A 16,338-nucleotide genomic window follows, 5' to 3' on the forward strand; every position below is an offset into this window, starting at 1 on the left:
GGCCTAGATCGAAAACCCGGGATTGGCGCTCAGCCAGCGCGCTCGGTGCCCGGCCCGGAGCTCGGCCGCCCGCCGCTCGGCCGAGGCGGGCACCGGCTCGCGCAGCCACTCGCCGAGCCGGCCCAGCAGCCCGTTCACCAGCACCTCGCCCGGCCCGGTCAGGCTCCCCGAGCCGCTCGCGCGGGCCAGCGCCTCGAACGTGATGGCCCGGCGGTAGGCGAACTCGGCCTCCGCCCGTTCGACGGCCGGGCTCGCGTGGCGTTCGGCGCGCCAGAACGCGGTGATCGCGAAATTCGCGAAACAGCCCTGTAGCAGCGCGCCGAGCGGTCGAGGGTCGGAGCGCCAGGGCGCGTACCAGCGGCGGCCGTCGTCGGGACCGGTCAGCTCGACCACGTCCTCGACGGCGCCGAGCACCAGATGCCAGACCTCGTGGACCAGGCTCTCCGCGAACGCGACCGGGTCGGGCGGCGGCGAGAGCGCGATCGCCCCGTACGCCCAGCCGGACGTCGCGCTGGCGGGCCGCACTCGATCACGGCCCTCCAGCGGCACCAGGGTGGTGAAGACCGCCGCGATCGTCTCGGCGGCGTGGTGATGCCGTTCGCACAGCACCCGCCAGGCGTGGCCGAGCTCGCGCTGCCACCACACCGGATCGGCCTCGCCCCGCCTGCCGAAGCCCGCCAGGTAGGGATCGACCGCGTCGAGCTTGACGGCCAGCCCCAGCCCGTTCGCCTGCGCGTGCAGGGAGGGGATCGGGACCAGACCGGACTCCGCGACCGTGCCGAGCCCCGGGACGAACGCGCCGGGGCGCAGCGGCGGCCGCCGCCCGGCCCGCAGCGCCGCTCCGGCGCTGAAGGAGACGAGATAGCCGAGGTCCGGATCCTCGCCGTCGCGCAGCCGCCGCAGGCAGTCGACCGCCCAGCAGCCCACCTGGGGGAGCACCAGCAGCTCCGCCATGAGGCGCGGATCGCTCTCCTGCAGGTCGGCCAGCGCGCGGAACGCGGCATCGGCGTCCGTCCCGCGCACCTGCCGCCGCACGGCCTCCACGAGCAGTTGGTTCCTGTGGAGCTGGATCTCCCGGAGCCGGGTCAGCAGCTCGGAGGTGAGGTCGTCGTCGACCAGGCGGTGGCAGATCTCGTACGTCTCAGCGGCCGAACACTCCTTCAGCCATCGCACGGGACGGCACCGTTGTTGGCATCCTCCTGCCACAGCCGATCCCACGGCCCTCTTCGCCCGAGGATCTTGTTCACCAGCCCGTCGAGCGTGGCGTCGTCGAGTTCGGTCAGTTGGAGCAGCGTCATGTCAGTCAGCTCCGCAAGCCCGGTGCCAACCGCGTGAGCCGGTTCCCCCATAGAAGGTCCCTCCTAGGCTGCTGCCGAGATCATACGACGGCGCTTTGCCCGAATGAAATGCCGCTGAATACGGCCGGGTTTTCGGCCGGTGCCAAACCCGCGTGATGACCTGCTTGTGGTCGCCCACAACACACACCGGGTGACTTCGTGGGCTCTACAATTGCCGCAGGTCAGAGGCATGACGAACACTGGGCCGCATGAACCTTGGCCCTGTCGACTCCTCTCAGGTCCCGCGCTTCGCCGGGCTCGCCACCTTCGCCCGCCTGCCCAGGCTCGACCAGGTCGAGCGGGCCGACGTGGCCGTCGTGGGCGTGCCGTTCGACACCGGCGTGTCCTACCGGCCCGGCGCCAGGTTCGGCCCGGCCGCGGTCAGGGAGGCCTCCCGGCTGCTGCGGCCGTACCACCCGGGGCTGGACGTCTCGCCGTTCGAGCGGGTGCAGGTGGTCGACGCCGGTGACATCGCGGCCAACCCGTTCGACATCGGGGCGGCCATCGAGAGCATCGAGGGCGCGGCGGACTCGATCGACGCCAAGCTCGTCGCGATCGGCGGCGACCACACGATCGCGCTGCCGCTGCTGCGGTCCGTGGCCAGGAAGCACGGCCCGGTGGCGCTGCTGCACTTCGACGCACACCTCGATACCTGGGACACCTACTTCGGCGCCGAGTACACGCACGGCACCCCGTTCCGGCGGGCGGTGGAGGAGGGCCTGCTGGACACCGAGGCCGTCAGCCACGTCGGGATCAGGGGCCCGCTGTACGGCAAGAAGGATCTTGAGGACGACCGGCGGCTCGGGTTCGGCATCCTGACGGCGGCCGACGTGCTGCGGCGCGGCCTCGACGAGGTGATCGACGTGCTGCGGCAGCGCATCGGCGACCGGGCCCTGTACGTGTCCGTCGACATCGACGTGCTGGACCCGGCCCACGCCCCGGGCACGGGGACGCCGGAGGCGGGCGGGCTCACCAGCCGGGAGCTGCTGGAGATCCTGCGCGGCCTGGCCGGCCGCAACCTGGTCGGGGCCGACGTCGTCGAGGTGGCCCCGGCGTACGACCATGCGGAGATCACCTCGGTCGCCGCCTCCCACGTGGCCTACGACCTCGTCAGCCTGCTGGCGTTGCAGGAGAAACCATGAGCCTCACCGAGATCGAGACGTACGGGGTCGAGCGCATCCCCGACGCGGACCGCAACGCGCGCCCGATCGACCTGTTCCGGCTGGCGTTCGGCGGCGCGAACACGTTCGCCACCTGCGTGCTCGGCGCCTTCCCCATCCTGTTCGGCCTGTCGTTCTGGCAGGGGCTGGCCGCGACCGTGCTCGGGCTCGTGGTCGGCGCGCTGATCCTGGCGCCGCTGTCGCTGTTCGGGCCGCTCAACGGCACCAACAACGCCGTCTCCTCCTCCGCCCACCTGGGCGTGCACGGCCGGATCGTGGGCTCGTTCCTGTCGCTGCTGACCGCGATCGCGTTCTTCTCGATCTCGGTGTGGTCGTCGGGGGACGCGCTGGTCGGCGGCGCCCACCGGCTGGCCGGGCTGCCCGACACCGACCTGTCGTACGGCGTCGCGTACGCGCTCTTCGCCGTCCTCGTGCTCATCGTCTGCGTGTACGGCTTCCGCTTCATGCTGTTCGTCAACAAGATCGCGGTCGCGGCGGCGTCGCTGCTGTTCGTCCTGGGGGCGTTCGCCTTCGCCGGGGACTTCGACCCGTCCTATCCCGGGACGCTCCCGGCCGGCGACCCGCTGTTCTGGCCGTCGTTCATCGGCGCGGCGCTGATCGTGCTGTCGAACCCCGTGTCGTTCGGCGCCTTCCTGGGCGACTGGTCCAGGTACATCCCGGCCACGACGCCGAAGTCCCGGGTGATGGCCGCGGCCTTCGTGGCGCAGATCGCCACCATCCTGCCGTTCCTGTTCGGCCTGACCACGGCGTCGATCATCGCGACCAAGGCCGCCGACTACATGGACCCGGCCGCCCCCAACTACGTCGGCGGGCTGCTGGCCGTCTCGCCCGGCTGGTACTTCGTACCGGTCTGCCTGATCGCCCTGATCGGCGGCATGTCCACCGGCACGACCTCCCTCTACGGCACCGGGCTCGACTTCTCCAGCGTCTTCACCCGCTTCTCCCGGGTGCAGGCGACGGTGTTCATCGGCACGCTGTCGATCGTGTTCATCTTCATCGGCCGCTTCGCCGCGAACCTCACCCAGAGCATCTCCACGTTCGCCACGCTGATCATCACGTGCACGGCGCCGTGGATGGTGATCATGATGCTCGGCTACATGACCCGCAGGGGCTGGTACGACCCCGACGCGCTCCAGGTCTTCAACCGGCGCCAGCGCGGCGGCCGCTACTGGTTCGCGCACGGCTGGAACTGGCGCGGGCTGTCCGCCTGGCTCATCTCCGCGGGCCTCGCGCTGCTGTTCGTGAACCTGCCGGGCCAGTTCGTCGGCCCGCTGGGAAACCTGGCCGGGGGAGTGGACATCTCGCTGCCCGTGGGGCTGGCCGTCGCGGGTGTGCTCTACCTGGCGCTGCTGACGGCGTTCCCCGAGCCCCGCGAGGTGTACGGCCCCGAGGGCCCGCGTTTGGTGCGCACGGCGGGCACGCCTATCCTGCCCATCGTGGAGACGGCAGGCTAGCGGGTGCCCCAGGAGTAGGTCTGCTTACGCAGCTTGAGATAGACGAACGATTCCGTGGCCCGCACGGCGGGGATGGCGCGGATCTTGCTGAGGATCTCCAGCAGGTGCCCGTCGCCCTCGCAGACCACCTCGACGATCACGTCGAAGGAGCCCGCCGTGAGGACCACGTAGTCGATCTCGTCGATGGCCGCCAGCTCGTCGGCCACCGCCTCCAGGTCGCCCTCGCAGTTGATGCCGATCATGGCCTGCCGCGGGAATCCCAGCGTCAGCGGGTCGGTGACGGCGACGATCTGCATGACGCCCGCGTCCTGCAGCCGCTGGACACGCTGACGCACGGCGGCCTCCGACAGGCCCACCGCTTTCCCGATCGCCGCGTACGGCATGCGCCCGTCGGTCTGGAGCTGCTCGATGATCTGCTTCGACAGATCGTCGAGCACCACCGGCCCGGCATTGGCGTTGTTGCGGCGTACGCGGGGCGGCGTCGTCATCGACGGAATCCTCCTACTGGTCCGGCGTTACGGGTGCGTTCCCGCTGAGTTGCCGTCCTGGTGCGACATGTTGTCAGTTCTGGGCGGCCTGTCAAGCGAATTCGTAGCAATTTGGTATCTTCACCACGAAATCCCTTGTCGAGATGCACCTGCTCTGTAAGAGTCGCGGCATCTCAGCCACCCACTTGGAGGGCGCATGATCCGTCTGCAGAACTTCATCAATGGTGAGTTCGTGGACGCCAAGAGCGGCAAGTTCTCCGACATCATCGACCCGTGTACGGGCGAGGCCTACCTGCAGGCCCCCGTCTCCGGCCCGGAGGACGTCGATGCCGCCTTCGCCGCCGCTGCCGCCGCGTTCGAGTCGTGGGGCAGGACCACGCCGGGTGAGCGGGCCAATCTCCTGCTCAAGGTCGCCGACGCGATCGACGCGCGGGCCGACGAGATCAACGAGGCGGAGTGCCTCAACACCGGCAAGCCGCGGGCCCGGATGGCCGAGGACGAGACCCCGGTGGCCGCCGACCACTTCCGCTTCTTCGCGGGCGCGGCGCGCACCCTGGAGGGCCCCACGGCGGGCGAGTTCCTCGCCGAGCACACCAGCGTCATCCGGCACGAGCCGATCGGCGTGATCGGCCAGGTCACGCCGTGGAACTACCCGATGATGATGGCGGTCTGGAAGATCGCCCCGGCCCTGGCGGCCGGCAACACGGTCGTGCTCAAGCCGTCCGACACCACCCCGGCCTCCACGCTCAAGCTGGCCGAGATCCTCGGCGAGGTGCTGCCCGCGGGCGTCTTCAACGTCGTCACCGGCGACCGCGAGACCGGCGCCCTCGTGGTGGGCCACCCCACCGCCTCCATGGTCGCCATCACCGGCTCGGTCGGCGCGGGCATGTCGGTCGCCAAGAGCGCCGCCGACGACCTCAAGCGCGTGCACCTGGAGCTCGGCGGCAAGGCCCCGGTCGTGGTGTTCGAGGACGTCAAGGACCTGCGCAAGGCCGCCTCCGACATCGCCACCGCCGGCCTCTACAACGCCGGTCAGGACTGCACCGCGGCCTGCCGCGTGCTGGTGCACGAGAGCGTGCACGACGAGTTCGTGGCCGCGCTCGCCGAGGCCGCCGCCGGCACCGTGACCGGCGACCTGGGCAACGAGGACGCGCTCTACGGGCCGCTCAACAACGAGAACCAGCTCACCAGGGTCCAGGGCTTCATCGACCGGGCCCCGGCGCACGCCAAGGTCCTCACCGGCGGCCACCGGGTCGGCGAGAAGGGCTACTTCTTCGCGCCGACGATCGTCGACGGCCTCAAGCAGGACGACGAGATGGTGCAGAACGAGGTCTTCGGCCCCGTGATCACCGTCCAGACGTTCGCCGACGAGGCCGACGCGCTGGCCAAGGCCAACGACGTGAAGTACGGCCTGAGCGGCTCGGTCTGGACCTCGGACCACGGCCGGGCCATGCGCATGTCCAACCGGCTCGACTTCGGCGTGGTCTGGGTCAACACGCACATCCCGTTCGTCTCGGAGATGCCGCACGGCGGCTTCAAGCACTCCGGGTACGGCAAGGACCTGTCGGTGTTCGGCCTGCACGACTACACCCGGGTCAAGCACGTCATGCACTACATCGGCGAATAGGACAACGGCTGGGATGACTGAGCTGAATGCGATAGAGCTTGAGGACGTCGTCAAGGAGTACCTCTCGCATGGCGAGGTCGTCCAGGCGGTCAAAGGCGTCACTCTGGGCATCGCCGAGGGGGAGTTCTTCTCCCTCCTCGGCCCGTCCGGGTGCGGCAAGACCACGACCATGAGGATGATCGCGGGGTTCGAACCGCCCTCGAAGGGGCTGGTGCGGCTGCACGGCAAGGACGTCACGGACGTCCCGCCCAACAAACGCGACGTCAACATGGTCTTCCAGTCCTACGCCCTCTTCCCGCACATGAGCGTCTGGGACAACGTGGCCTTCGGGCTGAAGCAGCGCAAGACGCCGCAGGAGGAGATCAAGCGGCGGGTCGGCGAGATGCTGGAGATCGTCGACCTCGCCGGCAGGGAGAAGCGCCGCCCGCGGGAGATGTCCGGCGGCCAGCAGCAGCGCGTGGCGCTGGCCCGCGCGCTGGTCAACCGGCCGCGGGCGCTCCTGCTCGACGAGCCGCTCGGCGCGCTCGACCTCAAGCTGCGCCAGGCCATGCAGATCGAGCTCAAGCGCATCCAGCGCGAGGTCGGCATCACGTTCGTGTACGTGACCCACGACCAGAACGAGGCGCTGACCATGAGCGACCGGATCGCCGTCATGAACGACGGCCTGGTCGAGCAGCTCGCCGGGCCCCGGGAGATCTACGAGCGGCCCGCGACCGCGTTCGTGGCCGGCTTCATCGGCACCTCCAACCTGCTCACGGGCGCCGCGAGCGGCGGCGAGCTGAAGATCGGCGGCGGCCGGGTGCTGGTGCCCGGGCACGACGGCGACGTGACCGTGACCGTGCGGCCCGAGAAGATCACCATCGACACGGTGGAACCCGGTCAGGGCCTGAGCGCCGTGCGCGGCACCGTCGCCGAGGTGGTCTACCTGGGCACCTACAACAGCTACGCGGTGAGTCTCGCTGACGGGGCCGAGATCACAGTGTTCCAGCAGAACGCTCTTGATGCGACGGCCACGGCGGAGCGGGGGGACTCCGTGTGGCTGTCGTGGCAGGCGCAGCACTCATATGTGATTGGAAGTTGATAGCACGTCATGAACCACCCCATGCCCCGCTCCCGTCGTGATGCCTTCCGCATCGCCGGGTTCTCCGCCGCCGGGCTCGCGCTGGCCGCGTGCGGCGTTCAAGGACAGAAGGCCGCGCCCCCTAAGGCCGACGCGGTCAAGGATTTCTGGGCCAAGCAGACCAAGCACGGCAAGGTCGTCTTCGCCAACTGGCCCGAGTACATGCCGGAAGACAAGGCCCCGCTGGAGAAGTTCAAGCAGGCCACCGGCATCTCGTACGAGTACAAAGAGGTCATCCAGGAGAACGCCGAGTTCTTCGGCAAGGCCGACCCCGTGCTGCGCGCGGGGCAGTCGCTGGGCTACGACATCGTCGTCATGACCAACGGCGTCCAGCTCCAGCACATGATCGAGCTGGGTTACGTGACGCCGCTCGACCACTCCCAGCTGCCGAACTTCGAGGCCAACGCCGGCCAGAAGTACAAGGAGCGGGCCTACGACCCCGGCAACAAGTACACGGTGCCGTACACGTCCGGTGTGACCGGGATCGCGTACAACACCAAGTACGTCAACGAGGACATCACCAGCATCGAGTCGCTGTTCGATCCCAAGTACAAGGGCCGGGTCGGCATGATGTCCGACGCCCAGGAGATCGCGAACTTCGGCATGTTCGCGCTCGGCATCGCGCCCGAGAAGTCGACCGAGGCGGACTGGAAGAGGGCCGGGGAGAAGCTCAAGGCCCAGCGCGACGCCGGAATTGTCCGGAAATATTACGATCAAAGCTACATCGACGCTGTGTCCAAGGGCGACGTCTGGCTCACCATGGCCTGGTCGGGCGACGTCTTCCAGCGCCAGCTCGCCGGCGAGCCCGTCAAGTTCGTGGTGCCCGAGGAGGGCGGCACGATCTGGACCGACAACATGCTCATCCCCAAGAACGCGGCCAACCCGGTGGACGCGCTCATGCTCATGGACTACCTCTACCAGCCGGCCGTGGCCGCCGAGCTGGACGAGTTCATCCAGTACGTCACGCCGGTCCCGGCCGTGCAGGACCTGCTGCGGGAGAAGGCCAAGACGGCCAAGGGCAAGGACAAGAAGGCCCTCGAGGACATGATCAACAGCCCGCTCATGTTCCCCACCGAGGCCGACTACGCCAAGCTGCACAACTACACCCAGCTGACCACCCAGCAGGAGCAGGTCTTCAACCCGATCTTCCAGTCCATCACCCAGGCGTAGCACATGAGGCGGCTCACCCCCTACCTGCTGGCGCTGCCGAGCTGGATGTGGCTGGCGATCTTCCTGGTCGTGCCCATGGCCGCGATGGCCTCGGTCTCCCTGCAGACCGGCAACGCCATCGACGGCTTCGCCATGACGTTCAGCTTCTCCAACTACAGCGACGCGCTCGGCCGGTACAGCACCCAGCTGGTGCGCTCGCTGCTCTACGGCGGCCTGGCCACCCTGGCCATGCTGGTGATCGGGTACCCGGTGGCGTACTGGATCGCGTTCAAGGGCGGCGCGCGCAAGTCCGTGTACCTGTTCCTGCTGTTGCTGCCGTTCTTCGTGTCGTTCGTGCTGCGTACGATCTCGTGGAACTTCCTGCTGTCGGACAACGGCATCCTGTTCGGCACGCTGAAGGGCTGGGGGCTGCTGCCCGAGGACTTCCACGTGCTGGCCACGACGGTCGCCGTGGTGGGCGGGCTGACGTACAACTTCCTGCCGTTCATGATCCTGCCGATCTACGTGTCGCTGGAGCGGGTGGACCCGCGGGTGATCGAGGCGGCCCAGGACCTGTACGCCACGCGGGCGTCGGCCTTCCGGCGGGTGGTGCTGCCGCTGTCGCTGCCCGGGGTCTTCGCGGGGGTGCTGATGACGTTCGTGCCCGCCACGGCCGACCCGATCAACGCGCAGATCCTCGGCGGCACGTCCAACACGATGATCGGCAACATCATCCAGACCGAGTACCTGACCAACCTCAACTACCCGACGGCCTCGGCCCTGTCGTTCACGCTGATGGCGGTGCTGCTGGTCGGCATCTTCGTCTACGCCAGGGCGCTCGGGACGGAGAACGTGCTCGAGGCGGCGGCCCGATGAGGGGCACGCGGCTGGGGGACCGGCTCCTCCACATCTACACCTGGATCGTCATCCTCTGGCTGTCCTCGCCGATCGCCGTGATGATCCTTTTCGGCTTCAACGACAAGAAGAGCAAGTCGAACACCTCCTGGCAGGGCTTCACGCTCCGCTGGTACGCCGAGCTGTTCGACATCTCCGACCTGACCGTGGCGCTGCGCAACTCGCTGGTGATCGCCGCGGTCAGCACGATCATCACGGTCGTGATCGGCACCATGCTGGGGCTGGCGCTCGGACGGCACCGCTTCCGCGGCAAGGGAGTCACGAACTTCCTGGTCTTCGCCGCCATCTCCACCCCCGAGCTGGTCATGGGCGCGTCGCTGCTGTCGCTGTTCGTCTCGGGGAACGTGCCGCGCGACGCGAACACGATCATCGTCTCCCACGTGCTGTTCTCGCTGTCCTTCGTGGTGGTGACGGTACGGGCGCGGATCGTCACGCTGGACCCGTCGCTCGAGGAGGCGGCCAGGGATCTGGGGGCGACGGCCTGGGGGACGTTCAGGCAGGTGACGCTGCCGTCGATCCTGCCGGGCGTGATGGCGGGCGCGATGTTGTCGTTCGCTCTGTCCATCGACGACTACGTGGTCACCAGCTTCGTCAACGGCTCGACCGTCACCTTCCCCCTGTGGATCGTCGGCGCGGTCAAGACCGGTATCCCACCCCAGGTCAACGTCATGGGTACGCTGATCTTCGGCATCGGGGTGCTGATCGCGATCGGAAACGCGGTGGCGGCGCGGCGCCGTACCTAATAACCTCCACGAACTTCGTAGGGAAGTGGGATTTGTGGATCCGCTGAAGGCGCTTGCTGATGCGGAGCGCAAGCCGTACTGGCTGGACAGCCCGGCCAGACCCGAGCCGCGACCGCGGCTCGACCAGACAACGAGCGCCGACCTGGTCGTCGTCGGCGGAGGCTTCTCAGGGCTGTGGACGGCCCTGCTGGCCAAGGAACGCGATCCGTCCCTGGACGTGGTCCTGCTCGAAGGACGCAGGATCGGCTGGGCCGCCACCGGCCGCAACGGCGGGTTCTGCATGGCGACCCTCACCCATGGCCTGGCCAACGGCCTGGAACGGTGGCCGGACGAGCTCGGGCGCCTGGAGCGCATGGGCGTGGCCAACCTCGACGAGATCGAGCAGACCCTGGAGCGCTACGGCGTCGACTGCTCCTTCGAACGCACCGGCGAGCTGCACGTGGCCACCGAGCCGTGGCAGCTCGACGGGCTGCGCGAGCACCTGGAGCTGATCTCCGAGCTGGGCCTCGACTACGTGCCGCTCGACCAGGAGCAGGTACGCGCCGAGGTGAACTCGCCGACCTACCTGGGCGGGCTCTGGGAGCGCAGCGGCTGCGCCATGCTCGACCCGGCGCGGCTGGCATGGGGGCTGCGGGAGGCGTGCCTGCGGCTGGGGGTGCGCGTCCACGAGCGCACCCCGGTCCGCTCGCTGCGCGACGACGGCACGACGATCACGCTGCGCACGCCGTACGGCGCGGTCGCGGCCCGCCAGGTGGCGCTGGGGACCGGGGTGTTCCCGCCGCTGCTGCGGCGGCTCAAGCACTTCGTGGTCCCCGTGTACGACTACGCGCTGATGACCGAGCCCCTGACCGACGTCCAGCTTGCCGAGGTGGGCTGGCGCAACCGGCAGGGCGTGGGCGACTCGGGCAACCAGTTCCACTACTACCGGCTGACCGACGACAACCGGATCCTGTGGGGCGGCTACGACGCCGTCTACTACAACGGGGGTCTGGTCAAACCCGAGTACGAGCAGCGCGACGAGACGTTCGTCAAGCTCGCCGAGCACTTCTACGACACCTTCCCCCAGCTCGACGGGGTGCGGTTCACGCACCGGTGGGGCGGGGTGATCGACACCTGCAGCCGGTTCAGCGCCTTCTACGGGCAGGCGCACGGAGGGCGGCTGGCCTACGCCACCGGCTTCACCGGGATGGGCGTGGGCGCCACCCGCTTCGGCGCGAACGTCATGCTCGACCTGCTGTCGGGCGAGTCCACCGAGCGGACCGAGCTGCGGATGGTCAAGGAGAAGCCGATGCCGTTCCCGCCGGAGCCGGTGCGGTCCGGGGTCATCCAGTTCACCCGGTGGTCGATCGCGCAGGCCGATCAGCACCAGGGCAAGCGCAACCTGTGGCTGCGCGCGCTCGACCGGATGGGGCTGGGGTTCGACTCGTGATCCTGGCCACGCGAGTCGAGTTCGTGGTCGACGGCCTCACGCTCGTCGGGGACCTGCGGGTCCCCGGCGGCGCGGGGCCGCGGCCGGCTCTGGTGTTCACGGGGCCGTTCACGGGGGTGCGCTCCCAGGTCACGGGCCTGTACGCGGATCGGCTGGCCGAGCGGGGCTACGTGACGCTGGCCTTCGACCACCGGAACTGGGGGGAGTCCGGAGGGCTCCCGCGCCAGGACGAGGATCCGCAGGGCAAGCTGCGCGACCTGCGGGCGGCCGTGTCGTTCCTGCGGTCGCGGGCCGAGGTGGACGGGGATCGGATCGGGGCGGTGGGGGTGTGTTTGGGGGGCGGCTACGCACTCAAGTTCGCCGCCTTCGACCCCCGAGTCCGGACATTTGTCGGTATCGCGGGCGCGTACAACAACCCGTACACCATGCGCTCCGGCATGGACTACCAGGCGGCGCTGGCGGGCTTCACGGACGTCCTCGAACGCCAGGACCAGGGCGGCGCCGTGGAGTACATCCCGGCCGTCTCCTCCTCGCCCTCGGGGGAGGGGGAGGCCGCCATGCCGGGTGACGAGCCGTACGCGTACTACGGCACCTCGCGGGGCGCCTCGCCGCACTGGTCCAACTCGGTGACCAGGGCGAGCGTCCGGGAGCTGGTCACGATGGACAACATGATGGGAGCGGACTTCCTGTCACCCAAGCCGGCGCTGATCGTGCACGGGGTCGTCGACCGGTTCTGCTCGCCGGAGGGGGCCGAGGAGGCGTTCCGGCGGCTCGACGAGCCGAAGCAGCTCGTCTGGGTGGACGCCAAGCAGCACATCGACCTGTACGACCGCGAACCGTACGTCACCCAGGCCGTGGACGCCACCACTGCCTTCCTCGCCACCCACCTCTGACATCAGCCACCGGCTACCTCCCTCCGCACGGCCTCAGCTGTCCGGCGAGGCCGTGCGGACGGGCAGCCTGACCGGATCGGCAAGATCATGTGAAGACTTGACCAGAAAGGCACCAGAGCACGATGGCCTGATCCGCACGGCATGGCATCCTCGCTTGCGACCCCCGACGATCTCTCGGAGGTGGGCGCGTGCGTACGAGGTGGATGCTTGCCTGGCCGATGCTGCTGCTGACGGCGGGATGCGGCGCCGACCAGGCAGCCGTCATCCCGGCGGCGGCGAAGCCCCCGCCCAAGGTGGCCCGCTGCATGCTGAAGATCGCGGCCCCGCGCGCCGGGGCCGTGGCCCGCACCCAGCTCGTACGCGACATCTCCGCCTACATCGGCAGCCGCCCGGGCCGCATCGTCTACGGCGCCCTGGACCTGGTCACCGGCATCCACTTCGGGCAGGGAGAGCACGAACACGACCTCATCACCGCCAGCGGCTCCAAGGTGGACATCCTGACCGCGCTCCTGCACCAGCGCACCCGCGACCTGGACGAGGACGAGCGTGACCTCGCCACCCTCATGATCACGGAGAGCGACAACCACGCGGCGGACGCCCTGTGGTCCCGCGTCGGCGCCTCCTCCGCGATGAGCGCCTTCTACCAGAGCGTGGGCCTGACGGAGACCACGCCGGGACCCTCCGTCTACTGGGGCGGCACCCTCACCAGCCCCGCCGACCGCATCCGCCTCCTGAAACTCCTGGTCAAGGGCGGCAAGAGCCGAAAGAGTGACCTGACGGCGGACGACCGCAGGCTGGTGCTCGGCCTGATGTCCCGCGTCCAGAAGGACCAGTCGTGGGGCGTCAGCGCCGCCGCCCGCCCGGGAGACCGGGTGGCCCTGAAGAACGGCTGGACGCCCCGCCCGTTCATCTCCGGCACGTGGGCCATGACGAGCTACGGCCGCATCGCGGGCCCGGGCCGCGACCTGCTGCTGTCGGTCCAGACGGATCACCAGCCGGGGCCGGACGCGGGCATCGAGACCATCGAGGGTGTGGCCCGCTTCATCGGCGCCCGCCTCGACTCCCTCTCCCCGATCATCACCCGCCCCTGCCCCGCCAACGCCGGCGCCTGACAACCCACGCAACGGCGGGTGTCCGCACCGTGGGTCTACCCGACCCAGAGGGGATGCGGTGGACGGGGATCATGTGCCGCCGGACGTCGACGTGTCCGGTCGATGCTGTGCGTCGGGGCGTCCCAGCAGCCTGTCGGCCTGGTGGAGGACGGCCTCCAGGTACTGGCGTGTGGCGTCGGGGTCGGCCGGCGCGTCCGGGTCGATGAGCATGCGGTACATCGCCGCGCCGACGACCATGTCGATCACGGTGTCGAGGTCGGCGTCGTCAGCCAGCAGCCCGTCGCGGCGGGCACGCTCCAGCGCGGTGTGGATCAGCCGGCGGCGGGGCTGGATGTACTGTTCGCGGTAGGTGGCCAGCAGCGACGGCTGGGTGACGCTGGAGCCGATGAGCTGGGCGAGGATCGCCCGGAAGCGGGTGTCGCCGAGGGTGTGCACCCAGGAGTCCATGAGCCGCTCGTCGACCGGCTGCGCCGCGGCGTCGGTGGTGGCCCAGATGTCGGCCTCGGGGACGAGGGTGCGGGCCCGCTCGATCGCCTGGATGAGCAGTTCCTCCTTCGAGGACCAGCGCCGGTAGACGGTCACCTTGGCCACGCCGGCGCGCTTGGCGATCTGCTCGACGTTCGCGCCCTCCAGGCCGCGCTCCACGAACAGCTCCAGCGCCGCCTTCATGATCGCGTCGTCCGCCTCGGGGTCGCGGGGCCTGCCCCGGGTGCGCCGCGTAGAGGTCATCGGAACTCCACCCGCCCCGATCCCGTGCCGGACGCCGGCGGAACGAAGCGGGGAGCGTGCCCGGGCCGCAGCCGCCAGTCCGGGGTGAGGACAGCCTCCATGTGTGTGCGCAACTCCCGCAACCCCGCCTCCCCGAGGACCCCCTGGGCGAACGCGGAGGCGACCAGGTCGGACTGGTAGCGGGTGTTGTCGTGGGCGAACAGCGGCACGGTGCCGGGGTCGGAGGCCAGCAGGTGCTGGATGCGCCGGGCCGCCTCGATCTGGTGGACCGTGTCGGGGCCGCCGATGGTCATCTGGCGGACCTGGCCCGTGGCCAGGTGGGGCAGCGTGTAGAGGGTGTCGCCCATGAACAGCACGCTGCCGGCGTCCAGGCGCAGCAGTACGCACATGTGGCCGGGCGAGTGGCCGGGGGTGGGCAGCAGGACGAGGCTGCCGTCGCCGAAGTGGTCCTGGCTGCCGGGGAAGGCGCCCAAGGCGCCGGAGTCGAAGGCGGGGAAGGAGAGGTTGTCTTTGACCAGGTCGAAGGAGTGTGGGTAGAGCACCCCGTACTCCCAGTCGCGGCGGTCCATCACCACCGTCGCCTGGGGCAGGTAGCGCAACCCTCCCGCGTGGTCGTCGTGGACATGGGTGAGGAACACGGTCGTGATCTCCTTGGCGTCGTAGCCGAGCCGGGCCAGCTGGACCCGCAGGTCCTGACCGGGGGTCATCCGGTACTCGTCGCGCTGGGTCAGCAGGCGCGAGGTCATGTCGTAGTACCCATCATGATCGTGTGCCTGCTCCCAGTTGACGCCGGTGTCGACCAGCATGAGGCCGTGCCGGGGGTGGTCGATGAGGTAGGCGTAGACGGGCACCGCGATCTGCGCCTTGTCGACCAGGGTGCGCACGTACCCGTTCAGCCCTTCCCAGCCGTCCAGACCGCCGTAGAACTGGCCATAGGTGACGATGGTGTCGCCGGTATGGATCGGGAACACCCGTACGGCGTCGTCGACGATCCGCCGCCGCGAGCTCGGAGCACGCGTGGCCGCCTGCCGTTCCTGCTCGCGCCGCGCCGACAACTCGCGGCGCTGCCGCTCCACGTGGCCGACAGACAGCCCGCTCAGCACGCCCAGCACCAGCCCTGCGCCGCCCGCCAGGAAGGCCCGCCTGGTGTGCCGGCCGCCGCTGCCGCCCGCCCCCCGGCGTCCGCGCAGGAGGACGGCCACCCCCTCGACCAGGCACACCGCAGCGGCCAGGGCGACCAGCACCGGCAGATCCGTGACGTAGTAGACGACCGCCAGGTAGAGCCCCAGCGTGCCCAGGCCGACCGGACCGCCGACGAACGTCAGCACCCGGCGCCGCGTGACCCGCCTGCCGAACACACCCGGCCACAGCAGCCCGGCCACCAGCCCGAGCAGCAGCAGCCCATAGGCCACCAGCGGCAGCAGCGGGACGTCCTTCAACCGAAGGACGACCAACCAGACCGCCCCGACCACGAAGGCGAGAACGAGTAACCCGATCTTGCCCAGCATCTTCAGCACCTGACCCCACCTCATTTAGCAAACGCAACCGGATGCGTTTGCATAATAGGCGGTTGCCCGGGTGTTCGGGAACTGCCAGAGTGAGCGAGGTGTCTCGCCTCGTTCCTGAATTGATCTGCTCCGACCTCCAGGCCAGCCTGGCCTTCTATCACCTGCTGGGCTTCAAGATCCGTTACGAGCGGCCCCAGGAGCGATTCGCCTACCTGGAACGTGACGGGGCGGACCTGATGTTGGAGCAGCCGCTGAGCCGGGACCGTCTCTACCCGCGCACGGCGCTGGACCACCCCTACGGGCGTGGGATCAACCTCACTGTCGAAGTGGATGACGTGGACCAGATTCACACCACGCTGCTTGCTGCCGGCTATGAGATGTGGCTTCCGTTGGAAGAGCGCTGGTACGAGCGCAGCGTCGACGCCGTGGGCGTGCGCCAGTTCGCGGTGCAGGACCCAGACGGCTACCTACTGCGCATTTCTCAGCAAGTGGGAACCCGCTCTCGGTAGACACCGATGTCATTGCCCTGATGATCGTCTCCGTCAGAGCGTCAGCGGGTCAACACCGACGAGCGTGCGGTAACCGGGGTCGCGTCCGAGGGGTGCGGGGACCGGCAGGGCCCCGCCTGGGGGTGTGGGGGCTTGCCCCCACAG

Annotated in this window: 16 protein-coding genes; 11 read left to right on the forward strand and 5 right to left on the reverse strand. The window is 69.3% G+C overall.

Annotated features, from left to right (window positions below; genetic code table 11):
* Window positions 1-3 precede the first annotated feature (3 nt).
* Together ACIBI9_RS56525 and ACIBI9_RS56530 are read right to left on the reverse strand one after the other, a co-directional pair.
* Window positions 4-1,173 carry an aKG-HExxH-type peptide beta-hydroxylase gene (locus ACIBI9_RS56525; RefSeq protein ID WP_397235705.1) on the reverse strand — a complete coding sequence of 390 codons (1,170 nt, stop codon included), beginning with the start codon at window positions 1,171-1,173 and terminating at the stop codon, window positions 4-6.
* Window positions 1,161-1,298, reverse strand: coding sequence for a hypothetical protein (locus tag ACIBI9_RS56530; protein WP_397235706.1), 138 nt, complete (start codon window positions 1,296-1,298; stop codon window positions 1,161-1,163). The genes ACIBI9_RS56525 and ACIBI9_RS56530 overlap by 13 nt, the downstream gene beginning before the upstream one ends.
* A gap of 248 nt (window positions 1,299-1,546) precedes the next feature.
* Here ACIBI9_RS56530 and speB point away from each other — a divergent pair, with 248 nt between their 5' ends.
* Both speB and ACIBI9_RS56540 read left to right on the forward strand, forming a co-directional pair.
* Entirely contained in the window at window positions 1,547-2,479 is a 933-nt protein-coding gene (gene speB, locus ACIBI9_RS56535) for an agmatinase (RefSeq protein ID WP_397235707.1), read from the forward strand.
* Complete coding sequence (locus tag ACIBI9_RS56540) at window positions 2,476-3,972, forward strand: purine-cytosine permease family protein (protein ID WP_397235708.1); 1,497 nt, start codon at window positions 2,476-2,478, stop codon at window positions 3,970-3,972. The genes speB and ACIBI9_RS56540 overlap by 4 nt, the downstream gene beginning before the upstream one ends.
* On the opposite strand, the gene ACIBI9_RS56545 is transcribed toward ACIBI9_RS56540, so the two are convergent.
* Complete coding sequence (locus tag ACIBI9_RS56545) at window positions 3,969-4,460, reverse strand: Lrp/AsnC family transcriptional regulator (RefSeq protein WP_185071603.1); 492 nt, start codon at window positions 4,458-4,460, stop codon at window positions 3,969-3,971. The two genes, ACIBI9_RS56540 and ACIBI9_RS56545, sit on opposite strands and share 4 nt — an antisense overlap.
* A 196-nt stretch (window positions 4,461-4,656) precedes the next feature.
* Between ACIBI9_RS56545 and ACIBI9_RS56550 the strand changes: the two genes are divergently transcribed.
* The 8 genes from ACIBI9_RS56550 (at window position 4,657) to ACIBI9_RS56585 (ending at window position 13,448) form a co-directional block, all read left to right on the forward strand.
* Window positions 4,657-6,087: a gamma-aminobutyraldehyde dehydrogenase gene (locus ACIBI9_RS56550; protein ID WP_397235709.1), complete on the forward strand. Its 1,431-nt coding sequence runs from the start codon at window positions 4,657-4,659 to the stop codon at window positions 6,085-6,087.
* Window positions 6,088-6,100: 13 nt separating this feature from the next.
* Window positions 6,101-7,168, forward strand: a complete 1,068-nt coding sequence (locus ACIBI9_RS56555; RefSeq protein ID WP_397235710.1) for an ABC transporter ATP-binding protein — start codon at window positions 6,101-6,103, stop codon at window positions 7,166-7,168.
* Window positions 7,169-7,189: 21 nt separating this feature from the next.
* Window positions 7,190-8,377, forward strand: coding sequence for a spermidine/putrescine ABC transporter substrate-binding protein (locus ACIBI9_RS56560; protein ID WP_397235711.1), 1,188 nt, complete (start codon window positions 7,190-7,192; stop codon window positions 8,375-8,377).
* Window positions 8,378-8,380: 3 nt separating this feature from the next.
* Window positions 8,381-9,232: an ABC transporter permease gene (locus ACIBI9_RS56565; RefSeq protein ID WP_397235712.1), complete on the forward strand. Its 852-nt coding sequence runs from the start codon at window positions 8,381-8,383 to the stop codon at window positions 9,230-9,232.
* On the forward strand, window positions 9,229-10,014 hold the full coding sequence (locus ACIBI9_RS56570; RefSeq protein WP_397235713.1) for an ABC transporter permease: 786 nt from the start codon (window positions 9,229-9,231) through the stop codon (window positions 10,012-10,014). The genes ACIBI9_RS56565 and ACIBI9_RS56570 overlap by 4 nt, the downstream gene beginning before the upstream one ends.
* Window positions 10,015-10,048: 34 nt before the next feature.
* On the forward strand, window positions 10,049-11,443 hold the full coding sequence (locus tag ACIBI9_RS56575) for an NAD(P)/FAD-dependent oxidoreductase (RefSeq protein ID WP_397235714.1): 1,395 nt from the start codon (window positions 10,049-10,051) through the stop codon (window positions 11,441-11,443).
* Window positions 11,440-12,336 carry an alpha/beta hydrolase gene (locus tag ACIBI9_RS56580; protein WP_397235715.1) on the forward strand — a complete coding sequence of 299 codons (897 nt, stop codon included), beginning with the start codon at window positions 11,440-11,442 and terminating at the stop codon, window positions 12,334-12,336. The genes ACIBI9_RS56575 and ACIBI9_RS56580 overlap by 4 nt, the downstream gene beginning before the upstream one ends.
* 188 nt (window positions 12,337-12,524) lie before the next feature.
* Window positions 12,525-13,448: a serine hydrolase gene (locus ACIBI9_RS56585; RefSeq protein ID WP_397235716.1), complete on the forward strand. Its 924-nt coding sequence runs from the start codon at window positions 12,525-12,527 to the stop codon at window positions 13,446-13,448.
* Window positions 13,449-13,517: 69 nt separating this feature from the next.
* On the opposite strand, the gene ACIBI9_RS56590 is transcribed toward ACIBI9_RS56585, so the two are convergent.
* Both ACIBI9_RS56590 and ACIBI9_RS56595 read right to left on the reverse strand, forming a co-directional pair.
* A complete protein-coding gene (locus ACIBI9_RS56590) occupies window positions 13,518-14,177 on the reverse strand; it encodes a TetR/AcrR family transcriptional regulator (protein ID WP_397235717.1) in 660 nt (219 codons plus the stop codon).
* Window positions 14,174-15,685: an N-acyl homoserine lactonase family protein gene (locus tag ACIBI9_RS56595; RefSeq protein WP_397235755.1), complete on the reverse strand. Its 1,512-nt coding sequence runs from the start codon at window positions 15,683-15,685 to the stop codon at window positions 14,174-14,176. Before ACIBI9_RS56595 ends, ACIBI9_RS56590 begins: the two co-directional genes overlap by 4 nt.
* A 98-nt stretch (window positions 15,686-15,783) precedes the next feature.
* On the opposite strand from ACIBI9_RS56595, the gene ACIBI9_RS56600 reads away from it, so the two are divergent.
* Entirely contained in the window at window positions 15,784-16,194 is a 411-nt protein-coding gene (locus ACIBI9_RS56600) for a bleomycin resistance protein (protein WP_397235718.1), read from the forward strand.
* The last annotated feature ends 144 nt before the right edge of the window (window positions 16,195-16,338 follow it).

It is taken from the genome of Nonomuraea sp. NPDC050451 (assembly GCF_044458585.1).

Excerpts from the sequence above, each read along its gene's own strand:
- ACIBI9_RS56550 (WP_397235709.1), top strand. The coding sequence starts at position 4,657 with ATGATCCGTCTGCAGAACTTCATCAATGGTGAGTTCGTGGACGCCAAG.
- ACIBI9_RS56545 (WP_185071603.1), bottom strand. The coding sequence starts at position 4,460 with ATGACGACGCCGCCCCGCGTACGCCGCAACAACGCCAATGCCGGGCCG.
- ACIBI9_RS56595 (WP_397235755.1), bottom strand. The coding sequence starts at position 15,685 with ATGCTGGGCAAGATCGGGTTACTCGTTCTCGCCTTCGTGGTCGGGGCG.
- ACIBI9_RS56555 (WP_397235710.1), top strand. The coding sequence starts at position 6,101 with ATGACTGAGCTGAATGCGATAGAGCTTGAGGACGTCGTCAAGGAGTAC.
- ACIBI9_RS56530 (WP_397235706.1), bottom strand. The coding sequence starts at position 1,298 with ATGACGCTGCTCCAACTGACCGAACTCGACGACGCCACGCTCGACGGG.
- speB (WP_397235707.1), top strand. The coding sequence starts at position 1,547 with ATGAACCTTGGCCCTGTCGACTCCTCTCAGGTCCCGCGCTTCGCCGGG.
- ACIBI9_RS56570 (WP_397235713.1), top strand. The coding sequence starts at position 9,229 with ATGAGGGGCACGCGGCTGGGGGACCGGCTCCTCCACATCTACACCTGG.
- ACIBI9_RS56560 (WP_397235711.1), top strand. The coding sequence starts at position 7,190 with ATGCCCCGCTCCCGTCGTGATGCCTTCCGCATCGCCGGGTTCTCCGCC.
- ACIBI9_RS56540 (WP_397235708.1), top strand. The coding sequence starts at position 2,476 with ATGAGCCTCACCGAGATCGAGACGTACGGGGTCGAGCGCATCCCCGAC.
- ACIBI9_RS56565 (WP_397235712.1), top strand. The coding sequence starts at position 8,381 with ATGAGGCGGCTCACCCCCTACCTGCTGGCGCTGCCGAGCTGGATGTGG.
- ACIBI9_RS56590 (WP_397235717.1), bottom strand. The coding sequence starts at position 14,177 with ATGACCTCTACGCGGCGCACCCGGGGCAGGCCCCGCGACCCCGAGGCG.